This is a genomic window from Kitasatospora sp. NBC_00315 (assembly GCF_041435095.1).
Classification (GTDB): domain Bacteria; phylum Actinomycetota; class Actinomycetes; order Streptomycetales; family Streptomycetaceae; genus Kitasatospora.
In genome coordinates this window covers 167,000-190,549 of record NZ_CP108025.1, presented here as the reverse complement: position 1 = coordinate 190,549, position 23,550 = coordinate 167,000, and the positions used below count along the sequence as shown (strand labels likewise).

The following is a 23,550-nucleotide window of genomic DNA, read 5'->3' as shown; positions in this document are numbered from 1 at the left end:
GTCTGCGGGCCCCGTAGATTACGGCTGCGGCGGCCGAAACGCGTAAATGCCGCGGGACTTCCGAAAGGGCAGCCATGCATCCCTCGCGATCGTTCGGTATGTCGTCGGCGCAGAAAGAACTGTGGCTGGCGCAGGCACTCGCCCCCGAGGTCCCGAACATCCCGTGCCTCGTCGTCGACGTGGCCGGCGGGCTCGACGTGGAACTGCTGGAGTCGGCGCTGCGCACCCTGCTGGCCGAGGCGGAGGTCCTGCGGGTGAACGTCCGCGAGTTCGAGGACGGGCTGCGCCAGGTCGTCGGCGACGCCGCTGCCTGGGAGCCGTTCCGCGCGGACGTGTCCGCCGAGCCCGACCCGGAGGCGGCGGCGCAGGCCCTGGTCGAGTCCGTCCTGACGACGCCGTTCGACCTGGAGCGCGACGTCCTGGTCCGCGCCGGGACGATCCGGCTGGGCGCCGAGCGCTCCTGGCTGCTGTTCGCCCCCCACCACCTGGTGACCGACGGCTTCGGCATGGCGATGCTGGTCGCCCGGGTCGCCGAGCTGTACACGGCCGCCCGCCGCGACCGCCCGGCCGCACCGTCGACCTTCGGCGACGCCGGGGTGATCGCGGAGCAGGACGCCCGGTACCGGGCCTCCGAGCGGTACGCGGCCGACGAGGCGTTCTGGCGGGACTACCTGGCCGACCTGCCCGAGCCCGCCCGCCTGCACGGCGAGCGTCGCCGCGACGCGGTCCCCGGCCAGCTGCGGCACTCCGCGGTCGTCACCCGCGCCGAACTGACCGAGTGGGAGACCGTCGCCGAGTCGCTGGGCATGACGGTCAGCGGACTGTTGGCCGGCGCGACCGCGGTGTTCCTGAACCGGATGACCGGGCTCGGCGAGTTCGTGTTCTCCGTCGCCGGCTCCAACCGCACCGGGGCCGACGCCAACTCGCCGGGCCTGCTGCGCGGCATCGTGCCGGCCCGGGTCCGGGTGCCGGTCGAGGCGGCGTTCGTCGACGTCGCCCGGGACGTCGCCGTGCAGACCCGCACCACCGGCCTGCACGGCCGGTACCAGATGTCCGACATCCGCAACGCGGTCGGCACCTCGAACTCCGGCGGCGCGGTGTTCGGCCCCAGCCTGAACCTCATTCCGTGGGCCCAGACGCTCGACCTGGACGGCGTGCGCGGCTACATCACCGACATCCGGTTCGGCGCGGTGCCGGACCTGGCGTTCACCCTGCTGGCCGACGAACGGCCCGGACACGGCATGTCCGTGCACGTGGACGGCGACGCGACCCGGTACGTCCACGCCGACCTCGAACTGTTCCTGGAGCAGCTGCTCGCCTTGGTGCGCACGGCGGTCGACGACCCGTATGTCCCGGTCGGCCTGGTCGAGATGATGGACGAGGACCGGGCCCACGAGGTCCTGGTGAAGTGGAACGACACCGCGCGCGAGCCGGCGCGCTCGACCATCGTCGACGTGTTCGCCGCGCAGGCGCTGCGCACCCCCGACGCGCCGGCCGTGGTCGCCGGCGACCGCACCCTCACGTACGCCGAGCTCGACGCCCGGTCGACCCGGCTGGCCGGGGCCCTGGCGCGCCGCGGGGTGCGCCGCGAGTCGCTGGTCGGCCTGGCGTTCCGGCCCTCGGCCGAGTTCGTCGTCGCGGCGTTCGCCGTGTTGAAGGTCGGCGCCGCGTACTTCCCGCTCGACCCGGAGTACCCCGCCGAGCGGCTCGGGACCATGGTGGCCGCGGTGCGGCCGGTGGTGGTGCTGACCGGCGGCGAGCCGCTCCCGGCCCTGGCGGAGGACGTCGAGGTGCTGACCTTCGCCGAACTCGAGGAGATCGAGCCGGAAGACACCGGGCTCGCCGGCCCGGCCTCGCCGTCCAGCCTCGCGCACGTCATCTACACCTCCGGCTCCACCGGCGGCCCCAAGGGCGTGATGATCACCCACGGGGGCGTCGTCGCACTGGCCACCGACCGCTCCTCGGCCGGTCTCGACCGGGTGCTGCTGCACTCCTCGCTGTCCTTCGACGCCTCGACCTGGGAGCTGTGGGTCCCGCTGCTGTCCGGCGGCTGCGTCGTCGTGGAGTCCGGGACGGTCGACGCCGACGTTGTTCGCGCGCTGACCGAACGCCACCGACTGTCCGGCACGCTGCTGCCCACCGGCCTGTTCGCGGCGGTCGTCGAGCAGGACCCGGCCTGCCTCGCCGCCATGCCGTACGTGTGGACCGGCGGCGACGTGCTGCCGGTCGCCACGGTCGAGCAGATGCGGATCCACGCCCCCGACACCGAGATCGTCAACGCCTACGGCCCGTCCGAGATCACCGTGGCCGCCCTGACCCACACGCTGACGCCGGACACCGACGTGGCGGCCGGCGTCCCGATCGGCGTGCCGCTCGACGACACCCGCGTGTACGTGCTCGGCCCCGGCCTGGTGCCGGTGCCGCCGGGCGTCGTCGGCGAGCTGTACATCGCCGGCGCCGGCCTGGCCCGCGGCTACTTCGAACGGCCGGGACTGACCGCGACCCGGTTCGTCGCCGACCCCTTCGGCCCGGTCGGCGGCCGCCTGTACCGCACCGGCGACCTGGTCCGCTGGGGCCGCGACGGCGCGATGCGCTTCGTCGGCCGCGCCGACGGCCAGGTCAAGATCCGCGGCTTCCGGATCGAGCCCGGCGAGGTGGAGTCGGCCCTCGCCGCACACCCGCTGGTGCGGCGCTGCACCGTCATCGCGCGGGAGAGCGCGGGCGAACGGGCCCTCGGCGAGGTCACCAGGCAACTGGTCGCCTACGCGGTCGTCGACGGCGCCGGCGAGGACGACCAGGAGGAGCTCGCCGGCGAGCTGCGCCGGTTCGTCGCCGAGCAGCTGCCCGAGTTCATGGTCCCGGCCGCGTTCGTGGTGCTGCCCGAGCTGCCGCTGACCCTCAGCGGAAAGATCGACCGGGCCGCGCTTCCCGCACCGGTGTTCACCACCGGACGCGCCTACCGCGCCCCGCGCTCGCCGCGCGAGCAGCTGCTGGCCGGCATCTTCGCCGAGGTGCTGGAGGCCGACCTGGTCGGCATCGACGACGACTTCTTCCTGCTCGGCGGCCACTCGCTGCGCGCCACCCGGCTGATCGGCAAGGTGCGCCGCGCGCTGGGCACCGAGGTGCCGATCCGCGCCGTGTTCGACCACCCGACCGTCGCGCAGCTCGCCGAACACCTGGAGCCCGGCGCCGTCAGCGGGGCGGGAACCGCCACCGCGCCCGCTGTGCGCCCGCGGGTCGAGCCGATGAAGCGCCCGGAGCGCCTGCCGCTGTCCTACGCGCAGAGCCGGCTCTGGTTCCTGCACCGCTTCGAGGGCCCGTCGGCGCTCTACAACCTCCCGGTGGTGTTCGAACTGCGCGGCGAGGTGGACACCGCCGCGCTGGCCGCCGCCTTCCACGACGTGGTGCTGCGCCACGAGAGCCTGCACACGGTGTTCGCCGAGGACGAGGACGGCGCCGCCCACCAGGTGATCCTGCCCGCGGACCGGGTGGCGACCGAGCTGCCCGTGCTGGACCTCGCGCCGGACGGCCTCGACGCGGCCATCGCCGAGGAACTCGCGTACTGCTTCGACCTGCGTGCCGAGATCCCGATCCGCGGTCGCCTGCTCCGCGACGGCACCGAGGTCGGCGTCCTGGTCCTCGTGCTGCACCACATCGCCGGCGACGGCGCCTCGATGGCCCCGCTGGCCCGCGACCTGCTGGCCGCGTACGCGGCCCGCGCGGCGGGACGCGCCCCCGAGTTCACGCCGCTGCCGGTGCAGTACGCGGACTACACGCTGTGGCAGCGCGCTCTGCTCGGCGACGAGAACGACCCGGAGAGCCCGGCCGCCGTCCAACTCGACCACTGGCAGCGTGAGTTGGAAGGAGTGCCGCAGCCGCTGGCGCTGCCGACCGACCGCCCGCGCCCCGTGCGGGCCAGCCACCGCGGCGCGACCGTCGGGTTCGCCGTGGCCGCCGAACTGGCCGCCGCGGTACGCCGGCTGGCCCGTGAGCACGGCGCGACCACGCCGATCGTGCTGCAGTCGGCGCTGGTGGTGCTGCTGTCCCGGCTCGGCGCGGGCGAGGACGTGGCGATCGGCTCGCCGATCGCCGGGCGCACCGACCAGGACCTCGACGCTCTGGTCGGCTTCTTCGTCAACAACTGGGTGCTGCGCGCCGACCTGTCCGGGCACACCTCCTTCGCCGCGCTCGTCGACGACGTCCGGGACCGGGCGCTGGCCGCCTATGCCCACCAGGACCTGCCGTTCGAGCGCCTGGTGGAGCTGCTGAACCCGGAGCGCTCCTCCTCCTACCAGCCGCTGTTCCAGGTCGTGTTCGTCTGGAACGAGGGCCTGTTCCCCCGGATGGAACTGCCCGGGCTCACTCTCACGCCGCACATGGACATGACCGAGGGCGCCCGGACCGCCAAGTTCGACCTCACCCTGACACTGTCCGAGGCGGACGGCGAGAGCGGCTTCGAAGGCTTCCTGGAGTACGCCCTCGACCTCTTCGACCGGTCCACCGCCGAGCAGCTCGCGGCCCGGTTCGTCCGGGTGCTCGAACAGGTCACCGCCACCCCCGAGGCGGCCGTCGCCGGCGTCGAGGTGCTGGACCCGGCCGAGCGGCGGCGGGTCCTGACCGACTGGAACGACACCGCCCGCGACACGCAGACCGTCCCGGTGCCGGAACTGTTCGCCGCGCAGGTCGCCCGGACGCCCGACGCGCCTGCCGTGACCTGCGGGGACACCACCCTCAGCTACGCCGAACTGGACGCCCGCTCCGACCGGCTCGCCGCCGCGCTGACCGCCTGGGGCGCCGGCCCCGAGACCCTGGTCGGGATCGCCGCGCGGCGCTCCGCCGAACTGCTGGTGGCGCAGCTCGCCGTGCTCAAGGCCGGGGCCGGCTACCTGCCGCTGGACGTGGAGTACCCGCGCGAGCGGCTCGAGTTCGTGCTCGCCGACGCCCGGCCGGTGCTGGTGCTGGCCACCGAGGACGCCGCGGCCCTGGTGCCGCAGGCGGGCGTCCCGGTGCGCACGCTGCAGGAGGCGGAGGCCACCGACTCCGCGGCGAAGCCCGCCGGCCCGGTCGCGGTGTCGAACCTCGCGTACGTGATGTACACCTCCGGCTCGACCGGCACCCCCAAGGGCGTCGCCGTCACCCACGCCGACATCGTCGCCCTGGCCACCGACCGGCAGTTCGCCGGCGCCGACCGGGTGCTGGTGCACTCCTCGCAGGCCTTCGACGCCAGCACCTTCGAGGTCTGGGCGCCGCTGCTGTCCGGCGGGCTGGCGGTCGTCGCCCCGCCCGGCGAGATCGACGCGGTCGAGCTGCACGCCCTGATCGCGGCCCACGGCCTGAACGCGATGTGGCTGCCGGTCGGTTTGTTCGCCGCCGTGATCGACCAGGACCCGGCCTGCCTGGCCGGCCTCGAACGGCTGTGGGTCGGCGGCGACGCCGTGCCGGTCGCGACGCTCGGGCAGCTGTGGGAGCACTGCCCCGACATCCGGGTCACCAACGGCTACGGCCCCACCGAGACCACCACCTTCGCCGTCACCCACCCCTTCTCGCCCACCGAGGACCTGTCCGCCGGCACACCGATCGGCCGGCCGCTGGACGGCATGCGCGCCTACGTCCTCGACGACAACCTGACCCCCGTCCCGCCGGGCGTCGTCGGTGAGCTCTACCTCGCCGGCGCGGGCCTGGCCCGCGGTTACCTGCACCGCCCGGCGCTGACCGCCTCCCGGTTCGTCGCCGCCGCGGTCGGCGGCGCGGGCGAACGCCTGTACCGCACCGGCGACCTGGCGCGCTGGACCCGCGACGGCCGGATCGTCTACGTCGGCCGCAACGACACCCAGGTGAAGGTGCGCGGCTTCCGCGTCGAGCCCGGCGAGATCGAGTCCGCGCTCACCGCGCACCCCGCGGTCGCCCAGTCCGTCGTCCTCGCCCGGGAGACCGGCACCGCCGACGGCTCGAAGCAGTTGGTCGCCTACGTGGTGCCCGACACCGCCGCGGAGCCCGGCGAGGACCTCGCCGCCGCGCTGCGCTCCGCCCTCGGCGAGCAGCTGCCGGCGTACATGGTGCCCGCGGCCTTCGTGGTGCTGGACCGGCTGCCGCTGACCGTCAACGGCAAGATCGACCGGGCCGCCCTGCCGGACCCGATGTTCGCCGCCACCGGCGAGTACCGGGCGCCGCGGACGGAGCAGGAGCAGCGCCTCGCGGAGATCTTCGCCGAGGTGCTGGAGGTGGACCGGGTCGGCATCGACGACGACTTCTTCCTGCTCGGCGGCCACTCGCTGCGCGCCACCCGGCTGGTCGGCAGGGTGCGCCGTGCGCTGGGTGCCGAGGTGCCGATCCGCGCGGTGTTCGACCACCCGACCGTCGCCGGCCTGGCCGGGCTGCTGGGCGCCGGGCCGCAGGGCTCCGCGGTGCCGGGCTCCGCCGCGCCGGAGCGGCCGCGGGTGGGCGCGGTGGAGCGCCCCGAGCGGCTGCCGCTGTCGTACGCGCAGAGCCGGCTGTTCTTCCTGTACCGGTTCGACGGCCCGTCCGTCACCTACAACATGCCGGTGGTCCTGCGGATGCACGGCGCGCTGGACCCGCGGGTCCTCGCCGAGGCGTTCGGCGACGTGATCCGCCGCCACGAGAGCCTGCGCACCCTGATCGGCCAGGACGAGCGCGGTGTGGCGTTCCAGCGGATCCTGCCCGTCGAGCAGGCCGCGATCGAGGTCCCGGTCGCCCCGGTGACGCAGGACGCCGTCGCCGGGGCGGTCGCGCAGGCCCTGGCGCACGAGTTCGAGCTGGAGACCGAGATCCCACTCCGGGTGTCGCTGCTCGCCTGTGGCCCGGACGAGCACGTCCTGATCATCCTGCTGCACCACATCGCCGGCGACGGCGCCTCGATCGCCCCCCTGGTGCGCGACCTCACCACCGCCTACGTGTGCCGCGCCGAGGGCTCCGCGCCGGACTGGGAGCCGCTGCCGGTCCAGTACGCGGACTACACGCTGTGGCAGCAGGAGCTGCTCGGCGACGTGGAGGACCCGGAGAGCATCGCTGCCCACCAACTCGCCTACTGGCATGCAGAGTTGACTGATGCGCCGCAGCCGATCGCGCTGCCGACCGACCGGCCGCGCCCGGCGCGGGTCGGCTACCGCGGCGACACCGTGGAGTTCCGGATCGCACCGGAGCTGGTCGGCCGGGTCGAGCGGCTGGCCCGCGAGCACGGCGCGACGCCGCCGATGGTGCTGCAGGCGGCGCTGGCGGTGCTGCTGTCCCGGCTCGGCGCCGGCGAGGACGTGTCTCTCGGCTCGCCGATCGCCGGCCGCGCCGACGAGGACCTGCACGACCTGATCGGCTACTTCGCGAACAACTGGGTGCTGCGGGTCGACCTGTCCGGCGACCGGTCCTTCGAGGAGGTGGTCGCGCAGGTCCGGGACAAGGCGCTGGCCGCCTACGACCACCAGGACCTGCCGTTCGAGCGGCTGGTGGAGCTGCTGAACCCGGAGCGCTCCACCTCCTACCACCCGCTGTTCCAGGTCGCCTTCGTCTGGAACAAGGACGTCCTGCCCGCCGCCGCCGGCTCGGACCTCCACATCGAGATCGAGCCGATCCCGAACGACACCGCCAAGTTCGACCTCACCGTGCGGCTGGTCGAGGACACCGAGGACGACCGCGGCCTGCACGGCAGCCTCGAATTCGCGCTCGATCTGTTCGATCGGTCGTCGGTGGAGGGTTTGGCGGAGCGGTTTGTCGCGGTTCTGGGTCGGTTGGTGGGGGAGCCGGGTGTGTCGGTGCGGCGGGTGGAGGTGTTGTCGGGGTGGGAGCGGTCGGCGGTCGTCGGGGTGTGGAGCGGGGCCGGGGTCGAGGTCGCGGACGCGTTGTTGGCGGAGGTGTTCGAGGCGCGGGTGGCCGAGGGGCCGGATGCGGTCGCGGTGGTGGCGGGTGAGCGGAGTCTGACGTATGCGGAGCTGGACGGTCGGGCGAACGCGTTGGCGTTCGAGCTGATCGCGCGGGGTGTGGGTCCGGATGTGGTGGTGGCGGTGGCGACGGGTCGTTCGGTGGACCTGGTGGTGGCGTTGCTGGCGGTGACGAAGGCGGGTGGGACGTATCTGCCGGTGGATCCGCGGTATCCGGGCGGTCGGATGGAGTATGTGTTCGGTGACGCGAAGCCGCGGGTGGTTGTGACGGATCGGGTGACGGACGGGGTGTTGCCGGCGGTGGACGTGCCGCGGCTGTATCTGGACGACGAGCGTGCGCCGGTGGCGAAGGCGCCGGTGGATGCGGACCGGTTGGGCAGGTTGCGGTCGGAGCATCTGGCGTATGTGATCTACACGTCGGGTTCGACGGGTGCGCCGAAGGGTGTGGCGGTGTCGTTTCGGAGTGTGTTCTCGCTGTTCGCGGGGACGGACTCGTGGGCGGGGTTCGGTGCCGGGGACGTGTGGGGGTGGTGTCATTCGCAGGCGTTCGACTTCTCGGTGTGGGAGATGTGGGGCGCGTTGCTGTACGGCGGTACGACGGTGTTGGTGCCGTGGGAGGTGGTGCGTTCGCCCGCCGACCTGTGGGACGTTCTGCTGGAGCGGCGTGTCACGGTGCTCAGCCAGACTCCGGCCGCGTTCTACGCGTTGGTCGAGGCGCGGCCCGAGGGTGCGGTGGAGCGTTGCGCGTTGCGGATGGTGGTCCTCGGTGGTGAGGCGGTGGATCCGGCGCGGATGCAGGGTTGGTGGTCGGGGGGTGCCGCGCCGGTGGTGGTCAACATGTACGGGATCACCGAGACCACGGTGCACGTGACCCGGTTGGAGCTGGGTCGGGGTGAGGGGTTGGGCGGGATCTCGCCGGTGGGGGTGCCGTTGGCCAATACGCGGGTGTATGTCCTGGACGGGGGTCTGTCGCCGGTTCCGCCGGGTGTGGTCGGTGAGATGTATGTGGGTGGTAGTGGTCTGGCTCGTGGTTACCGGGGTCGTGCGGGTCTGTCCGCGGCGCGTTTCGTTGCCGACCCGTTCTCGTCGGGTGGTCGGTTGTATCGCACGGGGGATCTGGCGAAGTGGACCGTCGGGGGCGAGTTGCTGTATCTGGGCCGCAGTGACGATCAGGTCCAGTTGCGTGGTTTCCGGGTGGAGCCGGGTGAGATCGAGTCGGTGCTGATCGCGCACCCGGCGGTGGCGCAGGCCGTGGTGGTGGCGCGTTCGGACGGTGACGCGCAGGCGGGTGTCACCGACACCGGCAAGCGCCTGGTCGCCTACCTCGTCCCCGACCGGATCCAGGAGGCCCCGCAGGCAGCCTCCCGCGGCGACGACACCCCCAGGGACATGCTGGACGGCGTCCTGAGCTTCGCCGGTGACACGGTCCTGGTCGACGGCATCGTGACCGAGCACATCATCGGTGTGCTGCGCGGTTGGGCGGTGGAGCGGCTGCCCGACTACATGGTGCCGTCCGCGTTCGTGGTCCTGGAGCGGCTGCCGCTGACCGTCAACGGCAAGGTGGACAAGGCCGCGCTGCCCGCGCCGGTGTTCTCCGGGGGCGCCTACCGGGCCCCGTCCTCCGCGGAGGAGGAGTTGCTGGCGGGGGTCTTCGGCGAGGTGCTCGGTGTGGACCGGGTCGGTGTGGACGACGACTTCTTCGCGCTGGGCGGTGACAGCATCCGTTCGATCCAGGTGGTGACCCGGGCCCGGCAGGTCGGCGTGGTGATCCGCGCGCGTGACGTGTTCGAGGCCCGTACCGTCGCCGAGCTGGCCCGGGTCGCGGTGGAGAACGGTTCGGCGCAGGAGGCGCTGCTTGCGGAGCTGCCGGGCGGCGGTGTCGGCGAGGTGGGCCTGCTGCCGGTCGCCGAGTGGATGCTGCGGCGCGGTGGCGGTTTCGGCCGCTACGCGCAGTGGAGCGTGCTCGGCCTGCCCGTTGGCATTGACCGCGCCGCTCTGGCGGCCACGCTCACCGCCGTGGTCGACCGGCACGACCTGTGGCGCTCGCGCCTGGTCACCGGGGAGAGCGGTCCGCGCCTGCTGGTCGGCGAGCCCGGTTCGGTGGACGTGGACGCCCTGGTCCACCGGGTCGAGGCCCACGGCCTGGCCGACGAGCCGGCCTGGGGCGCGCTGATCAGCACCGAGCTGGACCGGGCGCTGGACCGCCTGGACCCGGCCGCCGGCCGGATGCTGCAGTTCGTCTGGTTCGAGACCGGCGCCGGCGCGGGCCGCCTGCTGCTGGTCGCGCACCACCTGGTCGTCGACGGCGTGTCCTGGCAGATCGTCGCCCCGGACCTGGCCCAGTCCTGGGCCGCTGTCCAGGCCGGCCGCACGCCGGCCCCGGCGCCGACCGGAACGTCCGTCCGCCGCTGGAGCGCCGCGCTGGCCGAGGAGGCCCGCAGGCCCGCCCGCGTCGCGGAGCTGGACCTGTGGCGCGAGACGCTGTCCGAGCCCGACCCGCTGTTGGGCGTGCGACCGCTCGACCCGGCGAAGGACGTCACCGCGACCGTGGACCGGGTCGAGGTCCGGCTGTCCGCCGAGGTCACCGAGCACCTGCTGACCACGCTGCCGAACGTGTTCCGCTGCGGCGCCGACGACGGCCTGCTCGCCGGCGTCGCCCTCGCCGTCGCCGCCTGGCGCCGGTCCCGCGGCGTCCGGCAGTCCTCGGTGCTGGTGGACGTCGAGGGCCACGGCCGCGAGGAGGACGTGATCCCGGGCGCGGACCTGTCCCGCACCCTCGGCTGGTTCACCACCATCCACCCGGTGCGCGTCGGCGTCCCCGGCCTGGACCTGGACGACGCCCTGGCCGGGGGAGCGGCCGCCGGCCGCGCGGTCAAGGCGGTCAAGGAACAGCTGCGCGCCGTCCCCGGCAAGGGCGTCGGCTACGGCCTGCTGCGCTACCTCAACCCCGAGACCGCGCCCCAACTCGCCGCGCTGCCGACCGGCCAGATCGCCTTCAACTACCTCGGCCGCCTCCTGGAGTCGCCCGACGCGCCCGGTGCCGCGGGGTGGACGCCGATGCCGATGGTCGAGTCGCTCGCCGCGGACTTCGACGCCGACATGCCGCTGGCGCACACCCTGGACGTCACCGCCGTCGTCACCGACACCGAGCAGGGCCCGGTGCTGAACGCCCGCTTCGCGTTCGCCACCGGCGTGCTCACCCGCGCCGAGGTGCAGGACCTGGCCGAGCGCTGGACCGCGGCACTCACCGGCCTGGCCCGGCACGCCGCCGGCCCCGACGCGGGCGGCCTGACCCCGTCCGACCTGCCGATGGTGCCGCTGTCCCAGGCCGAGATCGACGCCGTCCAGGCCCGCCACCCCGGCCTGGCCGACGTCTGGCCGCTGACCCCCGTGCAGTCCGGCCTGCTGTTCCACGTGATGCTCACCGGCAGCGAGTACGACCCGTACCAGATGCAGTTCACCCTGCACCTGGAAGGCCCCGTCGACGCCCGCCGGATGCGCCGCGCCGGGCAGGCGCTGCTCGACCGGCACGCCAACCTGCGGGCCGCGTTCGCCTTCACCACGGACGGCGCCGCCGTGCAGGTGGTACCGGAACGGGCCGAGCCGCAGTGGGAGCAGCACGACCTGCTCGGTCTGCCCGAGGCCGCGCGGCCCGCGCGGCTCGAGGAGCTGCTGGCCGCCGACCACAAGAAGCACTTCGACCCGGCCGTCGCGCCGCTGGTCCGCCTCACCCTGATCCGGACCGGCGAGCAGAGCTTCGAGGTCGTCGTCACCAGTCACCACCTGATGTTCGACGGCTGGTCATTGCCGCTGCTCCTGCAGGACCTGCTCGGCCTGTACGAGACCGACGGCGACGCCTCGCAGCTCCCGCGGGCCCGCAGCTACCGCGAGTTCATGCGGTGGCTCGGGCGGCAGGACGCCGGCGAATCGGCCCGCGCCTGGGCGGAGGAACTCGACGGGATCGGCGAGCCGACGCTGCTGGCCCCCGCCGCGCGCCAGGGCGACACCGAGGGAGGCATCGGCCGGATCGACGTCGGGCTGCCGCCCGAGCGGGCCCGCGAACTGGTGCGGCGCGCCGCCGACCTGGGCGTCACCGTCAACACCGTCATCCAGGGCGCCTGGGCGATCCTGCTGGGCCGGCTGACGGCCCGCGAGGACGTGCTGTTCGGCCAGACCGTCTCCGGACGCCCGCCGCAGCTGGCCGGCTCCGACGAGATGATCGGCCTGTTCATCAACACGCTGCCGGTGCGGGTGCGCCTGCGCCCCGGCGCGACGCTGGCCGAGACGCTGACCGGCCTGCAGGACCGGCAGGCCGCGCTGACCGAACACCACCACCACGGCCTGGCCGACATCCAGGAGGCATCCGGGCTGCGCACCCTGTTCGACAGCGTGGTGGTGTTCGAGTCCTACCCCTGGGAGGCCGGGCACACCCTGCCGGAGACCGGGATCACCATCAGCAGCCTGCGCTACTCGACCGGTACCCACTACCCGGTGACGCTGATGGCCGCCCCGGACCCGCTCCGGATCATGCTGCAGTACCAGCGCTCGCTGTTCGAGGCGCCGGCCGTCGAGCAGATGGCGGAGCGGTACCGGCTCGTCCTGGAGCAGCTCATCGACGACCCGCACACCGCGGTCGGCGCGATCGAGGTGCTCACCGTCGCGGAACGGTCGCTGGTCGAGCACAAGCGGCCCGGGCCCGCCCGGCGGGCCGCACCCCAGGATCCGACGCTGCTGCCCGGTCTGTTCGAGACCACGGCGGCGGCCGTCCCGGACGCGCCCGCGGTGACGGCCGACGGCCGGTCGCTGACGTACGCCGAGCTGGACCGCCGCGCCAACGGCCTGGCGTTCGAACTGATCGCGTGCGGCGTCGGCCCCGACGACGCGGTGGCCGTGGCGGTGCGCGAGCCGCTGGCCGCGGCGGTGGCGCTGCTCGCCGTGCTCAAGGCCGGCGGCGCGTACCTGCCGGGCGCCGCGTCCCCGGACGGGGGCGTACGGCTGGTGCTGGCCGACACCGCCGACACCGCCGCCATCGCCGACACCGCGGACGCCGCCGGTGTTCCGGTGCTCGCGCCGGACGCCTGGCCGGCCGGTGTCGACCGAACGCCGACCGACGCGGACCGGCTCCGGCCGCTGCGCTCGCAGCACCTCGCGCAGCACGCCTGCGGCACGGCCGTGTCCCACCGCGGCATCGGCGGCCGGGTCGCCCAGCTGGCGGCGGCGTTCGACGTGGTACCGGGCGGGCGGCTCGCCGCGGGCCCGGGCGGCGCTCCGGGAACCGGCCTGCCGGTCGCCGAGGCGTTCGTCGCCTGGAGCGTCGGCGCCGTGCTCGCCCTGGACGAGGACGGACCCGGCCTCGACGGGTACACCTGCCCGGAGACCGGCCACGCGACCGTCCGTCCCGCGTCCCGGACACCGGGCGCCGCGCTCGGCCGGCCGCTGCCGGACGTCCAGGTGCTCGTGCTCGGCCCCGGCCTCGCGCCGGTCCCGCCGCGGGTGACCGGCGAGCTCTACCTCGCCGGCCCCGGCCTCGGCCGCGGCTACCCCGGCGACGCGGGCCTGACCGCGTCCCGCTTCGTGGCCAACCCGTTCGACCCGGCCGGTGGCCGGATGTACCGCACCGGGGAGCTGGTCCGGCGGACCAGGACCGGTGACCTCGTGCACGTCGGCCGAGCCGACCGGTAGTGACCCCGCACGGACCAGTAGTGACCCGCACGACCAGGCAACACCACGGGCCCGAGTCGCCTGCGCCCGCCCACGGATTCCGAGAGGTAATGGCATGATCCCGTTGTCGTTCGCGCAGAGCCGGCTGTGGTTCCTGTACCGGTTCGAAGGGCCTTCGGCCACCTACAACCAGCCGGTGGTGCTGCGCCTGAAGGCCGAGGTGGACGCCGGCGTGATGGCGCTGGCCGTCCGCGACCTGGTGCGCCGCCACGAGAGCCTGCGCACCGTGATCGGCCAGGACGAGCGCGGTGTGGCCTTCCAGCGGATCCTGTCCGCCGACGAGGTCGTCATCGAGGTCCCGACCCGCACCGTCGAGCCCGAGCAGGTGGCCGCGGCGATCGAGGACGCGGTCGCCCACCAGTTCGAGCTGGAGACCGAGATCCCGATCCGGGTCAGCCTGCTGGAGGTCGGCCCGGCCGAGTTCGTCCTGGTCGTGCTGATGCACCACATCGCCGGCGACGCCGCCTCGATGGCCCCGCTGGCCCGCGACCTCACCACCGCCTACGTGTGCCGCGCCGAGGGCTCCGCGCCGGACTGGGAGCCGCTGCCGGTCCAGTACGCGGACTACACGCTGTGGCAGCAGGAGCTGCTCGGCGAGCTGGACGACCCGGGCAGCCTCGCCGCCAAGCAGGTTGACTACTGGCGCCGCGAACTGGACGGCGCCCCGCAGCCGTTGACCCTGCCGACCGACCGGCCGCGCCCGCCGCACCGGGCCTACCACGGCGCGACGGTGGACTTCACCGTCGCGCCCGAGGTCGCCGCGGCCGTCGACGAGCTGGCCCGCAAGCACAACGCGACCGTGCCGATGGTGCTGCAGGCCGCGTACTCGGTGCTGCTGTCCCGGCTCGGCGCCGGTGACGACGTCGTCACCGGCTCGCCGATCGCCGGCCGCACCGACGAGGACCTGCACGACCTGATCGGGTTCTTCATCAACAACTGGGTGCTGCGGGTCGACCTGTCCGGGGACCGGTCCTTCGAGGAGGTGGTCGCGCAGGTCCGGGACAAGGCGCTGGCCGCCTACGACCACCAGGACCTGCCGTTCGAGCGGCTGGTGGAGCTGCTGAACCCGGAGCGCTCCACCTCCTACCAGCCTTTGTTCCAGGCCGCGTTCGTCTGGCAGAGCACCCTCGTGTCGGCGCACCGGGCCGTCGAGATGCCCGGCCTGGAGTGGTCGGTGGAGCCGACCGTCAACCAGGTGTCCAAGTTCGACCTGAGCCTGATCATGGCGCCCGGCGCGAAGGGCGAGTTCCAGGGATTCCTCGAGTACGACCTCGATCTGTTCGATCGGTCGTCGGTGGAGGGTTTGGCGGAGCGGTTTGTCGCGGTTCTGGGTCGGTTGGTGGGGGAGCCGGGTGTGTCGGTGCGGCGGGTGGAGGTGTTGTCGGGGTGGGAGCGGTCGGCGGTGACGGGGGTGTGGAGCGGGGCCGGGGTCGAGGTCGCGGACGCGTTGTTGGCGGAGGTGTTCGAGGCGCGGGTGGCCGAGGGGCCGGATGCGGTCGCGGTGGTGGCGGGTGAGCGGAGTCTGACGTATGCGGAGCTGGACGGTCGGGCGAACGCGTTGGCGTTCGAGCTGATCGCGCGGGGTGTGGGTCCGGATGTGGTGGTGGCGGTGGCGACGGGTCGTTCGGTGGACCTGGTGGTGGCGTTGCTGGCGGTGACGAAGGCGGGTGGGACGTATCTGCCGGTGGATCCGCGGTATCCGGGCGGTCGGATGGAGTATGTGTTCGGTGACGCGAAGCCGCGGGTGGTCGTGACGGATCGGGTGACGGACGGGGTGTTGCCGGCGGTGGACGTGCCGCGGCTGTATCTGGACGACGAGCGTGCGCCGGTGGCGAAGGCGCCGGTGGATGCGGACCGGTTGGGCAGGTTGCGGTCGGAGCATCTGGCGTATGTGATCTACACGTCGGGTTCGACGGGTGCGCCGAAGGGTGTGGCGGTGTCGTTTCGGAGTGTGTTCTCGCTGTTCGCGGGGACGGACTCGTGGGCGGGGTTCGGTGCCGGGGACGTGTGGGGGTGGTGTCATTCGCAGGCGTTCGACTTCTCGGTGTGGGAGATGTGGGGCGCGTTGCTGTACGGCGGTACGACGGTGTTGGTGCCGTGGGAGGTGGTGCGTTCGCCCGCCGACCTGTGGGACGTTCTGCTGGAGCGGCGTGTCACGGTGCTCAGCCAGACTCCGGCCGCGTTCTACGCGTTGGTCGAGGCGCGGCCCGAGGGTGCGGTGGAGCGTTGCGCGTTGCGGATGGTGGTCCTCGGTGGTGAGGCGGTGGATCCGGCGCGGATGCAGGGTTGGTGGTCGGGGGGTGCCGCGCCGGTGGTGGTCAACATGTACGGGATCACCGAGACCACGGTGCACGTGACCCGGTTGGAGCTGGGTCGGGGTGAGGGGTTGGGCGGGATCTCGCCGGTGGGGGTGCCGTTGGCCAATACGCGGGTGTATGTCCTGGACGGGGGTCTGTCGCCGGTTCCGCCGGGTGTGGTCGGTGAGATGTATGTGGGTGGTAGTGGTCTGGCTCGTGGTTACCGGGGTCGTGCGGGTCTGTCCGCGGCGCGTTTCGTTGCCGACCCGTTCACGTCGGGTGGTCGGTTGTATCGCACGGGGGATCTGGCGAAGTGGACCGTCGGGGGCGAGTTGCTGTATCTGGGCCGCAGTGACGATCAGGTCCAGTTGCGTGGTTTCCGGGTGGAGCCGGGTGAGATCGAGTCGGTGCTGATCGCGCACCCGGCGGTGGCGCAGGCCGTGGTGGTGGCGCGTTCGGACGGTGACGCGCAGGCGGGTGTCACCGACACCGGCAAGCGCCTGGTCGCCTACCTCGTCCCCGACCGGACCGAGCAGACCCCGGAGGACCTCATCGGTGTGCTGCGCGGTTGGGCGGTGGAGCGGCTGCCCGACTACATGGTGCCGTCCGCGTTCGTGGTCCTGGAGCGGCTGCCGCTGACCGTCAACGGCAAGGTGGACAAGGCCGCGCTGCCCGCGCCGGTGTTCTCCGGGGGCGCCTACCGGGCCCCGTCCTCCGCGGAGGAGGAGTTGCTGGCGGGGGTCTTCGGCGAGGTGCTCGGTGTGGACCGGGTCGGTGTGGACGACGACTTCTTCGCGCTGGGCGGTGACAGCATCCGTTCGATCCAGGTGGTGACCCGGGCCCGGCAGGTCGGCGTGGTGATCCGCGCGCGTGACGTGTTCGAGGCCCGTACCGTCGCCGAGCTGGCCCGGGTCGCGGTGGAGAACGGTTCGGCGCAGGAGGCGCTGCTTGCGGAGCTGCCGGGCGGCGGTGTCGGCGAGGTGGGCCTGCTGCCGGTCGCCGAGTGGATGCTGCGGCGCGGTGGCGGTTTCGGCCGCTACGCGCAGTGGAGCGTGCTCGGCCTGCCCGTTGGCATCGACCGCGCCGCTCTGGCGGCCACGCTCACCGCCGTGGTCGACCGGCACGACCTGTGGCGCTCGCGCCTGGTCACCGGCGGGAGCGGTCCGCGCCTGCTGGTCGGCGAGCCCGGTTCGGTGGACGTGGACGCCCTGGTCCACCGGGTCGAGGCCCACGGCCTGGCCGACGAGCCGGCCTGGGGCGCGCTGATCAGCACCGAGCTGGACCGGGCGCTGGACCGCCTGGACCCGGCCGCCGGCCGGATGCTGCAGTTCGTCTGGTTCGAGACCGGCGCCGGCCCGGGCCGCCTGCTGCTGGTCGCGCACCACCTGGTCGTCGACGGCGTGTCCTGGCGCATCGTCGTCCCGGACCTGATCCAGGCATGGGGCGCGATCCAGGAGGGCAAGCCACCGCTGGTCGCGCGCGTCGGCACCTCCGTCCGCCGCTGGAGCGCCGCGCTGGCCGAGGAGGCCCGCAGGCCCGCCCGCGTCGCGGAGCTGGACCTGTGGCGCGAGACGCTGTCCGAGCCCGACCCGCTGCTCGGGTCGCGGGCCCTGGACTCGGCGGTCGACCTCGTCTCGACGGTCGAGCGGGTCGAGGTCCGGTTGTCCGCCGAGGTCACCGAGCACCTGCTGACCACGCTGCCGAACGTGTTCCGCTGCGGCGCCGACGACGGCCTGCTCGCCGGCGTCGCCCTCGCCGTCGCCGCCTGGCGCCGGTCCCGCGGCGTCCGGCAGTCCTCGGTGCTGGTGAACATGGAGGGCCACGGCCGCGAGGAGGACGTGATCCCGGGCGCGGACCTGTCCCGCACCCTCGGCTGGTTCACCACCCTCTACCCGGTGCGGATCTCCGTCGCCGGCATGGACGTCGAGGGCTCGATCGCCGGCGGCAGCTGGGCCGGCCGCACCGTCAAGGTGGTCAAGGAACAGTTGCGCGCCGTCCCCGACAAGGGCGTCGGCTACGGCCTGCTGCGCCACCTCAACCCCGAGACGTCCGCCGAACTCGCCGCGCTGCCGACCGGCCAGATCGGCTTCAACTACCTGGGCCGGCTGTCCGGCGCCGAGCTGCCGGAGGAGATCCGCGGCCTCGGCTGGACACCGGTGACCACCGTGCGGGGCGTGGCCGCGCCGTTCGACGCCGACATGCCGCTGGCGCACACCCTGGACATCACCGCCGCGGTCACCGACTCCGATCAGGGCCCTTCGCTGAGCGCGCAGTTCGCGTTCGCCACCGGCGTGCTCACCCGCGCCGAGGTGCAGGACCTGGCCGACCGCTGGACCGCGGCGCTCACCGGCCTGGCCCGGCACGCCGCCGGCCCCGACGCGGGCGGCCTGACCCCGTCCGACCTGCCGATGGTGCCGCTGTCCCAGCTGGAGATCAGCGTCCTGGAGGCCCGGCACCCGAACGTCGCGGACGTCTGGTCACTGACCCCGATGCAGGCGGGTCTGCTGTTCCACGCGATGCTGTCCGGCCGCGAACTCGACCCGTACCAGATGCAGTTCGTGATGCACGTCGACGGCCTGGTCGAGCCCGACCGGATGCGCCGCGCCGGGCAGGCGCTGCTCGACCGGCACGCGAACCTGCGGGTGTCGTACGCCTTCGCCACCGACGGCACGCCGATCCAGATCGTCCCGAGCCGGGTCGATCTGCCCTGGCAGGAGGTCGACCTGCGGGCCGTGCCCGAGGCCGAGCGGCCCGCCCGGCTGGAGGAACTGCTGGCCGAGGACCGGCGCGACCACTTCGACGTGACGGCGGCGCCACTGGTGCGGATGAAGCTGATCCGCACCGCCGACCGCCGCTGGGAACTCGTCCTGATGGCGCACCACCTGCTGTTCGACGGCTGGTCGACGCCGCTGCTGATGCACGACCTGATGGGCCTGTACGTGGTCCACGGAGACGCCGCCCAGCTGCCCAAGGCACCCAGCTACCGGGACTTCCTGCTGTGGCAGTCGAAGCAGGACCGCGAGTTGTCGGCGCAGACCTGGAACGAGGAACTGGCCGGCGTCACCGAGCCGACGCTGCTGGCGCCGCGCGCCCGGCAGGCCGACACCGACGAAGGCATGGGCCGTTTCCAGGTCGGCCTGTCCGCCGACGCCGCCCGCGCCCTGATCCGGCGCGCCGCCGACCTGGGCGTCACCGTCAACACCGTGGTGCAGGGAGCCTGGGCGGTCATGCTGGGCCAGCTGACGGCGCGCGAGGACGTGCTGTTCGGCATGACGGTCTCCGGCCGTCCCCCGGTCGTCCCGGGCGTGGGCACCATGATCGGCCTGTTCATCAACACCCTGCCGGTGCGGGTGCGCCTGGACCCGCGGCTGACCCTCGCGCAGGTCCTCACCGACCTGCAGGACCGGCAGGCCGTGCTGCTGGACCACCACCACCACGGGCTGGTCGAGATCCAGAAGGGCGTCGGCCTGCCGACGCTGTTCGACACCATCGTCGGGTTCGAGTCCTACCCGATCGACCACGACGCCCTGACCCAGCCGATCGGCGACTCCGGGTTGACCATCAGCCGCTCCACCCCGGTCGACGGCACCCACTACCCGCTGACCCTGATGGCCGCGCCCGACCCGCTGCGGCTGTCCCTGCAGTACCAGCTGGCCGTGTTCGACGAGGCCGCGATCGAGCAGATCGGGGAGCGCTACCTGCGGGTGCTGGAGCAGATCACCGGCGACCCGCACGTGGCGGTCGGCGCGGTCGAGGTGGTCACCCGCGCGGAGCGGTGCCTGGTGCTCGGGCAGTGGAACGACACCGCCCGGGACGTCGAGGACACCACGCTGATCGCCGCCTTCGAGGCGGTGGCCGCCGCCACGCCGGACGCCGACGCGGTGGTCGACGGCGACCGGACGCTCAGCTTCGCCGAGGTCGACGCGCTGGCCGACGGCCTGGCCGCCGAACTGCGCACCCACGGCGCCGGCCCGGAGCGCGTGGTCGCCGTCGCCACCCGCCGCTCCGCGGACTACCTGGTCGGGCTGCTCGCGGTGCTCAAGGCCGGCGCCGCGTACCTGCCGATCGACCCGCAGTACCCGGGCCCGCGCGTGGCGTTCATCCTCTCCGACGCGAGCCCCGCCGTGGTGCTGACCGACCGGGAGACCGCGGCGGTGCTGCCCGCGGTCGACGCCCCGCTGGTCTTCCTGGACGAGGAGCGCACCCCGGCGGACGCCGAGCAGAGCCGGAGCCTGCGGGCCGCGCGCACGGTGCGCCCCGAGAACCTGGCGTACGTCATCTACACCTCCGGGTCGACCGGCACGCCCAAGGGCGTGGCCATCAGCCACCGCAACGTCCTCGACATGGCGCTGCACGGGTGGCCGGAGCCCGGCGGCCGAACCCTGCTGCAGTCCTCGATCTCCTTCGACGCCTCCGCGTTCGAGACCTGGCCGGCCCTGATCGGCGGCGGTGCCCTGGTCGTCGGCCCGTCCGACACCGGCGACGTCGACGCCCTGGTCCGCGTCATCGACACCGAGCAGGTCACCGCGGTGTTCGCCGTGCCGGCGCTGCTCGAGGAACTCGCCAACCGCACCTACAGGCACCGGATGGCGGCGCTGCAGCGGATCGTGACCGGCGGCGACGCGGTGTCGCCCCGGGTCATCGAGGAGTTCCAGCGCAACCACCCCGGCGTCGCGGTGGTCAACGCCTACGGCCCGACCGAGATCACCGTCGACTCCTCGTACCACGTCGTGCAGGACGCGGCCTCGGCGGACCGGCCGGTCGGCGGCGCCGTCCCGATCGGCGGCCCGCTGCCCAACAGCCGCGCCTACGTGCTGGCCCCGGGCCTGGTCCCGGTGCCGCCCGGCGTGGTCGGCGAGCTGTACGTCGCCGGCGCCGGCGTCGGCCGCGGCTACCGCAACCGCCCGGACCTGACCGCGGCGCGGTTCGTCGCCGACCCGTTCGACCCGGCCGGCGGCCGGATGTACCGCACCGGCGACCTGGTGCGCTGGACCGTCGACGGCGAGCTGGTGTTCGCCGGCCGCAGCGACGACCAGGTGAAGATCCGCGGCTTCCGGATCGAGCCCGGCGAGGTCGAGGCGGCGATGGCCGCCCACCCGGCGATCTCCCAGGCCGTGGTCGTCGCCCGCGAGGCCGACGCCACCCCCGGCACCAAGGACCTGGTCGGCTACCTGGTGCTCGACAAGGAGATCTCGCTGGTCCGCCACGAGAGCTCCGAGGCCACCTCGGTCGACCAGTGGGAGGCGGTCTACGACGATCTGTACGCCCACAAGGAGGCGTACACCGCGGAGGACCGCGAAGTGCCCGAGGCGACCTTGGAGGAGTTCGTCGAGTTCGGCGAGAACTTCCAGGGCTGGCACAGCAGTTACACCGGCGCGCCGATCGCGCTGGACGAGATGCGGGAGTGGCGGCAGGCGGCCGTGGACCACATCATGTCGCTGGCGCCCTCCCGGGTGCTGGAGATCGGCGTCGGCTCCGGCCTGCTGATGGCGCCGGTGGTCCCGCAGGTCGACGAGTACTGGGCGCTGGACTTCTCCCGCGCCACCATCGAGTCGCTGACCGAGCAGATCCGCCGCCTCGACGCGCCGTGGGCCGACCGGGTCACCCTCAAGACCCGGCGCGCCGACGACATCGACGACCTGCCGCAGGGCCACTTCGACACCGTCGTGATCAACTCGGTCGTCCAGTACTTCCCCAACGCCGGCTACCTGATCGACGTCATCGGCAAGGCGATGAGGACGCTGGCCCCCGGCGGCGCGATCTACCTCGGCGACATCCGCAACAACAACCTGCTGCGCGAGTTCGCCGCCGAGATCCAACTGGCCCGCGCCGACTCCGAGATCACCGTCGAGCAGCTGCGCGACCGGGTCCGTCTGGAGATCCTGGCCGAGCGCGAACTGCTGCTCGCACCGGAGTTCTTCGTCGCGCTGCCCCGCCTGCTGCCCGAGATCGGCGCGGTGGACATCCGACTCAAGGACATGGGGGCCGCCAACGAGCTCAGCCGCTACCGCTACGAGGTGGTGCTGCGCAAGGCCCCGGCCGAGGTGCGCTCGCTCGCCGAGGTGACGCCGCTGGCCTTCGACGGCGTCGGCTCGCCCGAGGTGCTGCGCCGGATCCTGTCCGAGCAGAGCCCCGACAGCCTGCGCCTGACCGGCATCCCGCTGCCCGAGGTCAACCCGGTGGTCGACATCGTGCGCCGGCTCGACGCGGCCGCCGGGCACCGGCCGGTCGCCGACATCCGGCGCGCCGCGGCCGCCACGACCGACCCGGACGCGTTCGGCCCGGCCGACTGCCGGCGGCTCGCCGAGAGGCTCGGCTACCGCGCGGTGCTCAGCTGGTCCGCGCAGCCGGGCCGGTACGATGCCGTGCTGCTGCGGCCGGGTGCGGAACTTCCGCTCGCGGACGTCTTCGTGCCGGGCGAGGAGATCGACCTGTTGTCGGTGTTCGTCAGCGACCCGGACTCCGGGAGCCGCCTGTCGGGCCTGCGCGACTTCATGGCCGAGAAACTGCCCGACTACATGGTGCCGTCGGCGTTCGTCACCATGGACCGGATGCCGCTGCTGCCCAACGGCAAGCTGGACAGGGCGGCCCTGCCGTCGCCGGTGATGACCGGCAGCGCCTACCGCAGCCCGCGCACCCTCGAGGAGGAGGTGCTGGCCGCGGTGTTCGCCGAGGTCCTCGGCGTGGAACGGGTCGGCATCGACGACGACTTCTTCGCCCTCGGCGGCCACTCGCTGCGCGCCACCCGGCTGATCAGCCGGGTCCGCGGGGCGCTCGGCGTCGAGGTGCCGCTGCGGGCCGTGTTCGACGCCCCGACCGTCGCCAAGCTCGCCGCGCACCTTCGACCCGACACCGCGACGGAGCCGTCGGACCCGTTCGCGGTGGTGCTGCGCATCAAGTCCGAGGGCACCCGCAAGCCGGTCTTCTGCCTGCACCCCGGCGGCGGCCTCGGCTGGGCCTACCTGGGACTGTCGGCGAGCTTCCCGGACCGGCCGGTCTACGGCATCCAGGCCCGCGGCTTCGACGGCGCGGGGAACCTGCCGGAGTCCATCGACGCGATGGCCGAGGACTACCTGGAGGAGATCCTCCAGGTCGAGCCGGAGGGCCCGTACCACCTGCTCGGCTACTCCTTCGGCGGCATCGTCGCGCAGGCCGTCGCCGCGAAGCTGCGCGAGCGCGGCCGGACGGTCGGCATGCTGGCGCTGCTCGACGCCGCGCCCCGGCACGGCGTGCCGGACGCCTTCCAGCGCGAGGACTTCGAGCGGCTGATGCGGCTGGAGATGGAGCGGTACTTCAGCGCCATGCGCGGCGGCGACGACTTCCTGCAGATGGTCGATGTCGCCACCGCGATCATCACCGACCACCACGAGAAGCTGCAGACCTTCGTCTCCCCGGTGTACGACGGCGACGCGCTGGTGTTCACCGCGATGCTCGGCCGGGACGCGGGCGACACCTCGGGCCGGGAGAAGTGGCAGGCGAACATCACCGGCGCCATCACCGAGCACGAGGTCACCTGCACCCACAACGACATGCACATGCCGGAGCACTCGAAGGTGATGGGAGCGGTCATGAACGACCTGCTGGCCGACCGGGGCTGAGCACGAAGGGCGGGAGGCGAGCCGGTGACCGGCCCGCCTCCCGCC

At 73.3% G+C, this 23,550-nt stretch carries 2 protein-coding genes; both read left to right on the top strand.

The features are described 5' to 3' along the window. The first annotated feature begins 74 nt into the window (after nucleotides 1-74). The gene (locus tag OG823_RS00745) at nucleotides 75-13,571 is read left to right on the top strand and encodes an amino acid adenylation domain-containing protein (RefSeq protein ID WP_371476527.1); all 13,497 of its coding nucleotides are present in this window, start codon (nucleotides 75-77) and stop codon (nucleotides 13,569-13,571) included. 94 nt (nucleotides 13,572-13,665) lie between these two features. Then, the gene (locus OG823_RS00740; protein ID WP_371476525.1) at nucleotides 13,666-23,505 is read left to right on the top strand and encodes an amino acid adenylation domain-containing protein; all 9,840 of its coding nucleotides are present in this window, start codon (nucleotides 13,666-13,668) and stop codon (nucleotides 23,503-23,505) included. Nucleotides 23,506-23,550 lie beyond the last annotated feature (45 nt).